The sequence below is a fragment of the Mesorhizobium sp. M0676 genome, from assembly GCF_040320535.1.
In the GTDB taxonomy this organism is placed as follows: domain Bacteria; phylum Pseudomonadota; class Alphaproteobacteria; order Rhizobiales; family Rhizobiaceae; genus Mesorhizobium.
In genome coordinates, this window is record NZ_JAMYPU010000011.1 from 102,190 (window position 1) to 114,881 (window position 12,692).

The window sequence follows — 12,692 nt, forward strand, 5'->3', positions numbered from 1 at the left end:
GCGCAGCGCTGCATCAAGCAGCGTTGACCAGCGCCATGCCCTCGAATTGGTGATAGCCGATTGCCGTTGCGAGCACGGTTTCGGGAATGCCTTCGAACGGCTTCTCGGCCGCGGCGTCGAAAACGGGGTAGGCGGCCTTGCGGTCGACGGCCAGGGCGGCGAGGGCGACCGCGAATGGAAACTGCGCTTCCTTCATATGCCCGGTCAGCGTCGCGAAGCCGCGCGCCGATATCGCCGGATTGGCATCCAGCGCTGCCTTTTCGGCTGACGTTGCGGTATGCGCCCCGGATGCGCCCGACAGGGCCAGCAACTTGCCGTTCGGGAGAGTTGCCTGTTTGAGCAGTGTCGCGATCTCGGCGTCAAGCTCGCCGCGCGAACGCCGGGCGCGGCCTGAGACGACCGGTCCGAGCTCGGCATAGATTTTGCGGCCGCGGCTTTGCGCGTGTTCGCGCTGCTCCAGCACCAGGAACGCGCCGCCGGAGCCGGAGACCAGGCCGCCGCCCTCGGCGCCCTGTCTCTGCCAGACCGGCTTCCATGGGCCGCGATGCAGATAACCGGCCAGCTCATAACCGAGCAGCATGTCGGAATGTTCGGTCTGGAAGGCGCCGCCGACCAGTATGTGCGTCGACTGTCCGGAGCGGATGCGCGCGGCGGCGGTCTCGACGGCGGCGACGCCGGCACCTTCCTCGCCCATGAAGGTCCTCGACGATCCCGTCACCTTGTGGACGATGGAGATGTTGCCGGCGAGCAGATTGGAGAGCTGGGCCAGGAAAAGCGTCGGCCGCAATTCGGTGGTCAGTTTCTCGTTGAGCAGCACGTCGCGGTCGTTGCGGCTCTCGGACGCTGCGAGGATGGCGGCATCGACCGCCTCGTCCCGCTCGCCGCCGCCGGCGGCCACCACCATGTCCATCGTCGTGCAGAGATCGTCATTGCCCTTGATGCCGGCGTCATCCAGCGCCATGCCGGCGGCATAGGTGCCCAGCCTCTGCCATGTTTCCATCTGCCGCTGGTCGCCGCGCTTGGCGATCTGCAGGTTCCAGTCGATCTCCGGCAGGGGATGCACGGTGTAGGGCGCAAAGCGCGCGGATTCGAGCACCGGCTGCAGGCCCGGCTGCGCCAGCTTCTGCCAGTGGGTATCCGGACCCTCTCCCAGCGAGGAGACAAGGCCGATACCGGTGATGACGACGTCGCGAGGGCTGCTCATGAGCGGCTTTGTGGGTCAGGCGGCGCAGCCCGTCAAGGCCGCGCGCCAGCCGATATCAGGCGGTCTTGGCGGCGACCAGCGCGTCGATCTTGGCGCACAGGTTCTTCATGACGAAGTAATCGTCGGTCGAAGCCTTGCCGTCATTGACTTCCTGGGTCCACTTTTCCAGCGGCACCTTGATGCCGAATTCCTTGTCGATGGCAAAGACGATATCGAGGAAATCGAGACTGTCGATGCCGAGATCGTCGATCGTGTGGCTCTCGGGAGTGATGGTGTCGATATCGATCTCGCTGGTGTCGGCAATGATCTTGGCGACTTTGTCGAACGTGGTGGACAAGGGCTCTTCCTTCGGTTGCGGGCGGAATCTGTCCGCATCTGGTTTGGGCGCTGTCTAATCGGTTTTTTCCGGCAGGAAAAGGCCTGATGCGCCGGGCGCAGATGGGATGGCCCTCCCGTGAAGACAAGAAGGGCCGCCCGACAAGCCGGCGGCCCTCCCAGTTGACGTCACGTCAGCTTAGTTTTCACGGAGCTTGACCACTGGCTTTCTCAGAACGTGACGCGGCCGAGCACGCGCAAGCCATCGCCCTGCGGCTCGACCACCACCGCTTCGCCCTCGCGCGGCGAGACGCCGGTCAGCGCGACGATGTTTTCGAGATGCGTGACCATGACCAGATTGTCGGAACCGGTGTAGGCGCGGATTTCCTTCATCACCGCGTCGAGCTGCGCGGCCTTCTCGGTCGGATCGCTCCTCAGGAGGTCGAGCGGCGCAAAGAGCTCCGGCTCCGCTTCGAAGGCGATGCGGGCAGTGTCGAGGCAGCGGCAATAGCGGCTGGACAGCACCCGCTCGATGGGGGCGGCGCGGGCGCCGAACAGCGCGCCGATCTTGCTCGCCTGCTGCTTGCCGCGCGCCGATAGGTTGACCTGGGTGGCGCAGTTGTCGATGACGAAATTGGCGGGGTCGGTGGTGCCGGTGACCAGTGCGTGGCGAAGCAGCACGACATGGCCGCCGTCACGCAGCAGCGCCCAGCCGGCGTCGGTCGCGTGGGCGACGGCGGGAACAGCAAGCAGGAACAGCGACAGCACAAATCGAATCATCGAAACCTTTCCGGGAGCCGGATGCCGCTCCGGTCATTCTGATATAGGGATCGGAAAGCCGGCACAAAGACAAGCGAAAGGCGAACCCTCGGTTCGCTTCACATTTTCGCCATTTGCTTCTTCGCCAGCTCGATCTTCTGATCGGTGAGCGGGATAGGGATCGTGTAGCCGGCTTCGGTGAAGCCCTGCTTGGCGTTCTCGAAGAATTCGATCGCCTTGAGATATTCCGGCTTGCCCGCGCCATAGCTGGCGCGGTTCCAGTGGACGTCGCCGATATTGTTCTGCTCGAAGGCCCACTGCAGCGGCTGACTTTCGCGCGTAAACACCTTCAGCGCCGCCGTGAACGCCGCTTCGGCGTCGTTGAGATATTTGTCGGTCCGCTGGAGATTGCCGAGATTGAGCAGGCTCATACCGATGCCATTTTGAGCGTTGGCCCAGTCGACCGGCGCGGCCTCGACGGTGAGTATTTCGAGCGCTGCCCGCCGCGCCGCAATCGAATCCTGCAGCGTCTTGGCATCGCCATTGCTCATGCTCAACCAGTGCATCGTCGAGCCAAGGCCGGCCTGGGCCATTGCCCATTGCCGCGGGTTCGTCTCGCGCTTGTACTCGCGCAACGCATTGCCGTAGGCGTCGACCGCCTCGCTGTAATGCTCGGGCTTGTCGGTGACGCCGCCGAGAAGCTGCAGCGTGTTGCCGAGATTGTAGTAGCTCATCGCCCAGTCCTGCGGGAACTTCCGCCTGACATAGACCTGCCGTGCCGCCTGGAAGGCTGCCGCCGACTGTTCCAGCTTGGCCGCATCACGCGTGCGCTGGCCCAGCGTCTGATAGATCGAGCCGAGATTGTTCTGGGCTGACGCCCAGTCCATCGGGAAGCGCTTGCGGGTAAACACCGTCAGAGCGTCGTCATAGGCAGCAGCAGCTTCTTCGAGCGTAGCCGTGCCCATATCGAAGCGGGCGATACCGCTCAGCGCATTGCCCAGGTTGAGGCGGCTGGTCGCCCAGGACACCGGGAAAGTTTCGCGGGTTCGCACTTCCAGCGCGGCGCGAAACGCGTCGGCCGCCTCGTTGATCTTCGCCTTGTCGTTGAGCTGGATGCCAAGCGTTACAAGCGTGTTGCCGAGATTGTTCTCGACCATCGCCCATTCCACGGGTGCTTTCTCGCGTGTGTATTCCTCAAGCGCCAGCCGGTAGGCTGCTTCCGCCTGGGTGAGATGCTCGCCGGCAGGCTCACGCTCGGAGAGTGCATAGAGCGCGAGGCCTAGATTGTTCTGCGAACCGGCCCAGTCCAACGGCAGCTTGTCGCGCGGACGCTTCTCAAGGGTGGCGCGCGTCGCCGCCACCGCTTCATTGAGACGCTTCGGGTCGCTCTCGCGTTCGCCGATCTTCAGAAGCACGTTGGCCAGGTTGTTCTGCGCCGCGGCCCAGTTGCGATCATCTTTCTCGCGCTCGAACACCACCAGCGAATCGCGGAAAATCACCGCTGCTTCTTCGAGATGCGCAGTCTCGGTTTCGCGCTCTCCAATGGTCTGCAGCACCACCGCCATGTTGTTGCGGGTGATTGCCCAGTCGCGATTCTGTTCGCCGTTGGGGATGAAGTTCAAGATGGTGCGATAGGCCTCGATGGAGTGCTGCAGCGCATCGAGGTCGCCGGTGGCGTAGCCATGAGCGTTCAACGCCTCGGCCTCCTGGTTCTTGTAGTTCCAGCGCTGCTTTTCGTCCCACTTCTCGACCAGCGAATACGCCTTGGCATAATCGCTGGCGGCGGATTTGTAGTCGAAGACCAGCGCGGCGGCGTCGGCGCGTTTGGCATAGATGGCGGCGTCGGCGATGCGCTTTTGCCGGAGCAGGTCCTCGGCCTCGTCCACCGCACCGCTGTTTTCCTCGATCCGGCCGACCGCGTCGTCGAGGAATTTGCGCGCCGTCACCATGGCGCCCTGGCCGATGGCTGTGTCGGCGGATGCGACGAGGCGACTGATCTCAGGATCGTCGGTGCGCAGCGCGGCGCGCTCGGCCATCATCTTCTTCAGACGCTCGGCCTGGCTGTCCAGCACCTTCTGCAGGTCGTTCGGGTCCTCCGGGATCTTTTCCGTGCCGAGCGCCTTGAGCACGCCGTAGAGAGCGTCAAGGGGCACGCCGTCCTGCAGAGAAGCCAATTCCACCTGAGCCCGTTTGGGATCGGGCAGGTCGGAAATGGTCAGCAGCAATTGCCGCCTCTCACCGGTGATCAGCCCGTCGTCGCCGGTCGGTTCCGGCGGCGCGACGCCGAAATAGAGCAGGCGGCGCAGGCTCTCGCTGACCCAGGGGCGCTGCTTTGCCTTGGTGTCGAGATAGACTTCCTCGGTGACCATGCGCATGACCGAGCCGAACTCGGTGCCTTTCATCGCCGTGAGGTGGCGCAGCAGGGCGGCGGCGTAGGGGCTGTTTTCGCCGGCGGCGCCATCGAGCGCCGGTCGGCCCGGCTCGGCGGCGAAGCCGACCACGGTTCCCAGGCTGGCATCATCCACTGAGGCACTGGCAAGCGCCTTGGCGCCGCGGACCGGTTCCAGCCCGCCGGCGCCGACAGGCTCGGCGGAAGCCGTCGGCCCGCGTCGCACGACCGCGTCCGGCGGAAACGGGTTGGTGCGGCAGGCGTCAAGCAGCACGATCGTCACCGGCACGGTCTTTTTCAGCTCGTCCATGACGGCTGAAATCGGCACCAGCGCCTCACCGGCATTTTTCAGCGACGAGACGTCGGCGTCGACCGGCACCAGATAGTTCTCGCCGCCCGCCTCGATGCCGTGACCGGAATAATAGATGAAGGCGACGTCGGCGCCGTCGGCATCCTCGACAAACCGATCGAGATCGCGCTTCAGCTTGGCGGCATCGCGATCGGTGACGTTGCGGGCGTCGAAGCCGAGATCGGTCAGCATCTTGGCCATGTCGCGGGCGTCGTTGGCCGGGTTGGCAAGGGCTGCGATGTGTTCGTATTTCGACTGGCCGATGATCAGCGCAACGCCCTTGAGGCTTTTGGTCTCGGCGGCCTGAGCCACAGATACGGCAAGGCAAAGCAGCATAGCGACGAAACCCGCCAGCCACCCCTGTCTGAAATGACGCTGTTTCGGCGTCGCACCCATTCGCTGTCTATCCGCCCTGATGATCCCAAACCTGTATAGCGCTGCCACCCGACCATGATCAAATTCAGGCGCCGGGCGGATCGAGGAGCGGTTTCTGAAGATCATGGCGATTGCGCTGGAATCCGGGCTCGCCTATCCCTGAAAAATGTCTCCGCTCACCGAAACCGTTCTTTTCGTCTTCAGCCTCGTCGCGCTCGGCTATGTCACCGGGCTCACCGGCTATCTGAAACCGGCCAGCGGGGACGGCATCTCCGAATTCGCCATCAACGTCGCGATGCCGCTGCTGCTGTTTCGGACGATGGTGAATTCCGATTTCCACGGCGTGGCGCCCTGGTCGCTGTGGGGTGCTTATTTCGCGGCGGTTGCAATGACATGGGCCGCCGGCCATCTGGTGACGACACGGATCTTTGGGCGGGACGCGCGCACCGGCATCGTCGGTGGAGTGTCGTCATCCTTCTCGAATGTGGTGTTGCTGGGCATTCCCTTCGTTCTCGGCGTATTCGGGTCCAGCGGATTCGAAGTGCTGTCGCTGCTCGTTTCCGTGCATCTGCCGACCATGATGATGGCTTCGATCATCATGTTCGAGATATTTGGCCGCGGCGGCAGCGAGCCCGTACACCCGCTGCGCATCATCCAGAGCTTTCTGAGAAGACTGTTCACCAATCCGTTGATCATCGGCATCCTGGCCGGGCTGGCATGGCGCCTCACCGGCGCGCCGCTGCCGAACCTTGCCATGCGACTGGCCGATGCGCTGGCTAACACCGCCGGGCCGGTGGCGCTGTTCGCCATGGGGCTCAGCCTGCGCCGTTTCGGCATTTCCGGTAACATCCGACCGGCGCTGGCGCTGTCGACGCTGAAACTGTTCCTGATGCCGGCGCTGGTGCTCGGCCTGGTCTGGCTGTTTGGCCTGCCGCCCTTGACGGCCAAAGTGGCGGTCGTGGTGGCGGCGCTGCCGTCCGGCATCAATTCCTATCTCATCGCCGTGCAGTTCAACACCGGCCAGGCGCTGGCGTCGAACCAGATGACCATCGCCACGGCAAGCGCGGTTGTTACAACCGCCTTTTGGCTGACGGTGGTGGTGCATGTCTTTGGGTAGGCTTGGTCTTCTGTAAGGCTGGTCTTTGGCAAGGCTGGTCTTTGACAAGGCTGCGGCCCAAACTAATTTACATGTGAATTTTCTCTGGCGTTGGGCTGGCCCAAAGCCTATATGCCATCTTGCAATTGCTTGCCGGGCTTGCCCTAGGTAAAGAGCAGTGGCTTCAGCGTGTCGGCTCCGCCGCCATTGTGCACGCTCGTTCAAGAGATCCAGGAAACCGGCCCGTCAGTGCGCCGAACGGAGGCTAGACCATGCTGCAGAAAACCAGCCATTTCATGCGCCAGGCCAATCTCATCAACGGCGAATGGGTGCAGGCCGACAGCGGCCAGACGGTCGACGTCAACAACCCGGCCACCGGTCTCAAGATCGGCACCGTGCCGAAGTCGGGCAAGGCGGAAACCCGCCGCGCCATCGAAGCCGCAAGCGAAGCCTTCAAGACCTGGCGCAAGACGACCGCGCTTGAGCGCTCGAAGCTGTTGCGCAAGCTGCATGACGCGATGATGGACAATCAGGATGTGCTGGCCGAACTGCTCACCATCGAGCAGGGCAAGTCGCTCGCCGAATCCAAGGGCGAGATCGGTTCGGCCGCCGCCTATATCATGTGGTTTGCCGAGGAAGGCCGCCGCACCTATGGCGATGTCGTGCCATCGCCATGGGGCGATCGCCGCATCCTGGTGACCAAGGAGCCGGTCGGCGTCATTGCCGCCATCACGCCGTGGAATTTCCCCTCCTCAATGCTTGCCCGCAAGCTTGGCCCCGCGCTTGCCGCCGGCTGCACCGCCGTGGTCAAGCCGGCCTCGCAGACGCCGTATTCCGGCCTTGCATGGGGCGCGCTCGCCGAGGAAGTCGGCTTCCCCAAGGGCGTCATCAACATCCTGACGGGTGCTGCCGGCGAAATCGGCGACGAGATCTGCGCCAATCCGCTGGTGTCGAAGATCACCTTCACCGGCTCGACCGAGATCGGCAAGCTGCTGATTCAGAAGTCGTCCGTCACCGTCAAGAAGGTCTCGATGGAACTCGGCGGCAATGCGCCGTTCCTGGTCTTCGACGATGCCGACCTCGATCGCGCCGTCGCCGGCGCCATCACCGCCAAATACCGCAATTCAGGCCAGACCTGCGTGTGCACCAACCGCTTCCTGGTGCAGGCCGGCATCTACGACAAGTTTGTCGAGAAGCTGGCCGCTGCCAGCAATGCGCTGAAGGTTGGCTCGGGCCTGGAAGAGGGCGTGCAGCAGGGACCGCTGATCGACGTGAAGGCGGTCGAGAAGGTAGAGGAATTCATCGCCGACGCCACGTCGAAGGGCGGCAAGGTCGTTGCCGGCGGCAAGCGCCACGCGCTTGGCGGCTCATTCTTCCAGCCGACCGTCATCGCCGATGCGAAGCCTGACATGCGCTTCATGAAGGAAGAGATTTTTGGCCCGATCGCCCCGGTGTTCAAGTTCGAGACCGAGGAGGAAGCCATTGCACTCGCCAACGACACCGAGTTCGGCCTGGCCGCCTATTTCTATACCGGCGATCTCGGCCGCGCCTTCCGGGTCATGGAAGGCCTGAAATACGGCATGGTCGGCGTCAATGAAGGCCTGATCACCACGCCGGAAGCGCCGTTCGGCGGCGTCAAGGAATCGGGCCTCGGCAAGGAAGGCGGACATCAGGGCATCGAGGACTATCTCGACACCAAATATGTCTGCATCGGGGGTCTCGGCCTCTAAATCATTGACGGGCAGGGCAGGGCGCGGGCCGGCCCTTGCCAGACGACATTCAGCCGGACTGGAGCGGTTCAGCGTTTCACGGAAACGCCGAACCGCTCCAGTTCTTTGTTTTTTGCAATTCCGGACGGAAAACCGTTTCACACTTTTCCTGGAATTGCTCTAAGTCGATAGATCGACGAATTAGCATTTGGACATAGCGATGAAGGACGGCGAAGTCTTCGGCACGACGCAGGCAGGCGAACCCGTTCGCCGTTTCACCATCCGGGGCGGCGGCGTCAGCGCCAACATCATCGGGCTCGGCGCAATCATCCAGGATCTGCGGCTCGCCGGCCACGATGCGCCGCTGGTGCTGGGCTACGACCGCTTCGAACCTTACGAGACCGACCGGGCCTTCTTCGGCGCGGTCGTCGGCCGCTATGCCAACCGCATCCGCGACGGCCGCTTCACCATTGCCGGCCAGCGCTACCAGACTGAGCGCAATTTCCTCGGCAAGCACACGCTGCATGGCGGCTCGGAGGGCTTCTTCCACCGGCCGTGGACGGTTTCGCTGCACGGCCGGGATTTTGTCACGCTGACCCTGCACGATCCCGAGGGCACGATGGGCTTTCCCGGCGCGCTCGACGTCACCTGCACCTACCGGCTGAAGATCCCCGGCACGCTCTCGATGGAACTGACCGCCACTTGCGAGGAGCCGACGCTGTGCAATCTGGCGCAGCATTCCTATTTCAATCTCGACGATGGCGGCGCCGGCGACATTCTCGACCACCGGCTGATGCTGAACGCCGGCGCCTATACGCCTGTCGATGGCGAGATGATCCCGACCGGCGTCGTCAAACCTGTCGACGGCACGCCCTTCGACTTCCGCCAGGCGCGGCCGCTGCGCATGGAAACGGAAGGCGAGCAGCTTCCCTACGACGTCAATTTCTGCCTGGCGTCAGCCCGGGGCCCGCTTCACCAGGTGGCGTGGGCGCAAGGCGCCAATTCCGGCGTCGAGATGGAAGTCTGGACCACCGAGCCGGGCCTGCAGCTTTACACTGGCCAGTACGTCGCGCCGACCTCGGGCGGCCTGGACGGACGGCGCTACAAGGCGTTTTCCGGCTTTTGCCTGGAAGCGCAGACGTGGCCCGACGCGCCGAACCGGCCCTATTTCCCACAGGCCACGCTGTGGCCGGGCCAAATCTATCATCAGGTGACGGAATATCGTTTCAGGCTTCCCTAAGGTCTTAGCCCTCGAAAGCGGTTCTTAGAACCTCGAACGGCGCCAGCGCGCCTCGCACCTGGACGACTGTGGCGGCGACGCGATGCGCGCGCTGCACGGCATCCGCCGGGGCATGGCCGGCCAGCCGGGCGGCGAGATAGCCGCCATTGAAGGAATCGCCGGCGCCGGTGGTGTCGACCGGGGTGGCGACATGCTGGGCCGGAACCGGCTGCAGGGCTCCGCCAGTGGCGATCAGCGCGGGCTTCTCGCCATTCTTGACGACGACTTCGCCGACGAGTTTTCCGAACCGTTCGGCGGTCGCTTGCGGTGCCGAGTCGCCAAACAGCATCTGCTCGTCGGGAAAGGTCGGCAGCGCGATGTCGGCGACGGCAAGCGCGTCGAGGATCGCGGCTTGCGCCTCCTCGCGGCTCTGCCACAGGCGCGGCCGGTAGTTGGGGTCGAAGGCGACGAGCGAACCGGCAGCCCGCGCCTTGGCCACTTCCGCCAGCAACGTCTTGCGCGCGGCGGCATCCAGAATTGCCAAAGTGATTCCGGAAAAATACACAAGCGCCTGGTTTTCAAGGCTTTTTGCCAAGGCGGCCGGGTCCGAGGCAAGCCGCCTGGCCGCCGCGTCGCTGCGCCAATAGGTGAAGGCGCGTTCGGCGCCGGTCAAGGTGATGGCGTAGAGGCCGGGCCGCGCGCCTGGGATGACCGGGCTGGCGCCGATGCCGATGCCGTTTTCGGCGAAGAACGAAATCTGGCCCTGCGAGAAGGGATCGTCGCCGAAGGCCGAGACATAGGTCGCCGGCCGCTCGCCGCTCAGCGCATGCAGCGCCCACAGCGTGTTGAACGTGTCGCCGGCAAAGCCCATGCGCCAGTTCGGCCCGGCCTGGCCGGACAGTTCGAGCATGCATTCACCGATCGAAGCGACGCCGTCTGCTGCCATGTATCTGTCTCCGGATCAGTTCGCTGCTGTAGCTTTTTGCGGCCGGCAGCGCCATGCTTGGCGGCGGCGGTTTTTTGCGCCAGAAGCGTTTTCCCACAGAAGCGGGGACGCGAATTGCTTCCCGAGACGTTATGCCCAGAAGAGGAACCGGTTTGGCATCGATATGGCGTTATCTTCTTGCGGGCGTTGGTCTGGCCGCCTTGCTGGCTGGCATATTGGCGATCGTCTATCTGACCGCGCCGCAGTCGGCGCCGGGCCCGGATATTTCGCGCTCGAAGAAGACGGCGAACGGCTTGTTTGTCGCCAGCATTCAGCCGGAACGCGGCGTTATCCGGCAAGGCGAACTGCAATCCTGGTTGCTGACCCTGAAGACGGTCAACGGCGATTCCGTGGAAGGTGCGGCGATCTCGGTGTCCGGCGGCATACCGCAGCACAATCACGGCTTGCCGACCAGTCCGCAGGCGACCGACTATCTTGGCGAGGGGCGCTACCGGATCGAGGGGCTCAAATTCACCATGAGCGGCGTGTGGCAGTTGCGCTTCGCCATTTCGGCGGCGGCCGGTTCCGACACGGTCGTCTTCAACGTGGTGCTGTGAGCGAATGAGCCGCCTGTTGCGCCTTCTGGCATTGGCGGCGGTCGTGCTCGTTGCCGGCTGCGGCAAACCGGATTTTTCCGATGCCGAGAAGAAGACCATCGCCTCGCTGGCGCTGAACACCTTGCCGGCGCTCAAACCCGACACCACCAACCGCTTCGCCGACGTGCCAGCCGCCGCCGCCCTGGGCTCCACTCTGTTCTTCGACCAGGGCATGAGCCGTGACGGGAACGTATCCTGCTCGACCTGCCACAAGATCGACCGGCAATTCCAGGATGACCTGCCGCAATCCGTCGGCGTTGGCCGAACCAACAGGCGCTCGATGCCGCTGGCCGGCATTGCCCGCAATCCGTGGTTCTTCTGGGATGGACGGCGCGACAGCCTGTGGGCGCAGGCGCTGACGCCGCTGGAAAACCCGCTTGAGCAGGCGGGGAACCGCGCGGCCTTCGCGCATTACATCCAGAAGCGGTTCGGCGAGCGCTATGAGCGCATCTTCGGGCCACTGCCGGATCTTTCCGCCGTGCCGGCCAACGCCAGCCCGCTCGGCAGTGAGGCCGAGCAGGCGGCGTGGAAGGCAATGACCGCGGCCCAAATGGACGACGTCAACCGCGTCTTTTCCAACATCGGCAAGGCGATCGCCGCCTTCGAACGGTCGATCGAACCGGCACAGACGCGCTTTGACCGCTTTGCCATCGATCTTGTGTCAGGCGCCAAGCCGAAAGCCGACGATGCCTTTTCGCAGGAGGAGATGCTCGGGCTGAAACTGTTCATCGGCAAGGCCAATTGCGTCACCTGCCATAACGGCCCGCGCTTCACCGACAACGCTTTCCACAACACCGGCGTGCCGCCGGTCAGGGATTTGCCATTGGATCGCGGCCGTTTCGATGCGGTGGCCCAGGTTCAGGCCGACCCATTCAACTGCTTCGGCGCCTTCCGCGATGGCGACGCCGGCGCCTGCGGCGAGCTGCGCTTCATCGTCAAGGCAGCACCCGAACTGATGCGCGCCTACAAGACGCCGTCGCTGCGGGGCGCGGCAACGCGGCCGCCCTATATGCATGCCGGACAGTTTTCCTCGCTGGAGGAGGTGGTGGCGCACTACGCGAAGGCGGAGGCGGCCGTTGAAGGCACCTCCGAAGTGCACCCGTTGCAACTGTCGGATCGCGAACGCGCGGCGCTGGTGGCGTTTTTGAAGACGCTGTCGGAGTGAGCTAGCGATCCTTCACCGTCTCCATGGCCACGAAGGTCGAGGTCTGCGCAACATGCGGCAGTGCCGAGATGCGCTCGCCGAGCACGCGGCGATAGGCGGCGATGTCGGTGGTACGGACTTTCAGGAGATAATCGAAGCTCGACGCCATCATGTGGCACTGCTCGATCTCCGGCACGGCCTGCACCGCACGGTTGAAAGCATCGAGCGCGGCCGAGCGCGTGTCCGACAGTTTGACCTGGACGAAGGCGACATGGCCTTCGCCCATGCGCTCGCGATCGATGATCGCCTGATAGCCCCTGATATAGCCGTCCTTCTCCAGGCGCTTCACCCGCGCCTGCACGGGCGTCTTCGACAGGCCGACCTTGCCGGCCAGTTCCGACATGGACAGCCGCCCGTCGCGCGCCAGCGCCGACAGGATGTTTCTGTCGATGCGGTCCAATTGGTCTTCTGTCACGGATATCACAGCCCATCTGATAACAATTGAGCCGCAATGATAGATTATTCGGCCTGCCATGTCGATTTCTTTGGACC

At 63.9% G+C, this 12,692-nt stretch carries 11 protein-coding genes; 5 read left to right on the top strand and 6 right to left on the bottom strand.

Translation table 11 applies throughout. The annotated features are described in order from the left end of the window. Positions 1-13 precede the first annotated feature (13 nt). The 4 genes from NKI35_RS14535 to NKI35_RS14550 all read right to left on the bottom strand — a co-directional run bounded on the left by NKI35_RS14535 (position 14) and on the right by NKI35_RS14550 (position 5,412). Positions 14-1,204, bottom strand: a complete 1,191-nt coding sequence (locus NKI35_RS14535) for a beta-ketoacyl-ACP synthase (RefSeq protein ID WP_023741558.1) — start codon at positions 1,202-1,204, stop codon at positions 14-16. A 55-nt stretch (positions 1,205-1,259) separates the two neighbouring features. Then, the gene (locus tag NKI35_RS14540) at positions 1,260-1,541 is read right to left on the bottom strand and encodes an acyl carrier protein (RefSeq protein ID WP_010909964.1); all 282 of its coding nucleotides are present in this window, start codon (positions 1,539-1,541) and stop codon (positions 1,260-1,262) included. 209 nt (positions 1,542-1,750) lie between these two features. After that, positions 1,751-2,299, bottom strand: coding sequence for a histidine phosphatase family protein (locus NKI35_RS14545; protein WP_023670442.1), 549 nt, complete (start codon positions 2,297-2,299; stop codon positions 1,751-1,753). A 98-nt stretch (positions 2,300-2,397) separates the two neighbouring features. Continuing rightward, the gene (locus NKI35_RS14550; RefSeq protein WP_352740557.1) at positions 2,398-5,412 is read right to left on the bottom strand and encodes a caspase family protein; all 3,015 of its coding nucleotides are present in this window, start codon (positions 5,410-5,412) and stop codon (positions 2,398-2,400) included. Positions 5,413-5,557: 145 nt separating this feature from the next. Here NKI35_RS14550 and NKI35_RS14555 point away from each other — a divergent pair, with 145 nt between their 5' ends. The 3 genes from NKI35_RS14555 (at position 5,558) to NKI35_RS14565 (ending at position 9,436) form a co-directional block, all read left to right on the top strand. Beyond that, positions 5,558-6,508, top strand: a complete 951-nt coding sequence (locus NKI35_RS14555; protein ID WP_023681741.1) for an AEC family transporter — start codon at positions 5,558-5,560, stop codon at positions 6,506-6,508. Between the two features lie 251 nt (positions 6,509-6,759). Next, a complete protein-coding gene (locus NKI35_RS14560; RefSeq protein ID WP_023670445.1) occupies positions 6,760-8,217 on the top strand; it encodes an NAD-dependent succinate-semialdehyde dehydrogenase in 1,458 nt (485 codons plus the stop codon). Positions 8,218-8,410: 193 nt separating this feature from the next. Then, positions 8,411-9,436 carry an aldose epimerase family protein gene (locus tag NKI35_RS14565; protein ID WP_023681740.1) on the top strand — a complete coding sequence of 342 codons (1,026 nt, stop codon included), beginning with the start codon at positions 8,411-8,413 and terminating at the stop codon, positions 9,434-9,436. A 4-nt stretch (positions 9,437-9,440) separates the two neighbouring features. Here the strand turns inward: NKI35_RS14565 and NKI35_RS14570 are convergent, their stop codons facing one another. Further along, entirely contained in the window at positions 9,441-10,361 is a 921-nt protein-coding gene (locus tag NKI35_RS14570; protein ID WP_352518701.1) for a sugar kinase, read from the bottom strand. 152 nt (positions 10,362-10,513) lie between these two features. On the opposite strand from NKI35_RS14570, the gene NKI35_RS14575 reads away from it, so the two are divergent. Beyond that, positions 10,514-10,957: a FixH family protein gene (locus NKI35_RS14575; RefSeq protein WP_023681739.1), complete on the top strand. Its 444-nt coding sequence runs from the start codon at positions 10,514-10,516 to the stop codon at positions 10,955-10,957. Between the two features lie 4 nt (positions 10,958-10,961). After that, positions 10,962-12,161, top strand: a complete 1,200-nt coding sequence (locus NKI35_RS14580) for a cytochrome-c peroxidase (protein WP_023681738.1) — start codon at positions 10,962-10,964, stop codon at positions 12,159-12,161. A gap of 1 nt (position 12,162) precedes the next feature. Here the strand turns inward: NKI35_RS14580 and NKI35_RS14585 are convergent, their stop codons facing one another. Then, positions 12,163-12,615, bottom strand: a complete 453-nt coding sequence (locus NKI35_RS14585; RefSeq protein WP_023681737.1) for an Lrp/AsnC family transcriptional regulator — start codon at positions 12,613-12,615, stop codon at positions 12,163-12,165. Positions 12,616-12,692 lie beyond the last annotated feature (77 nt).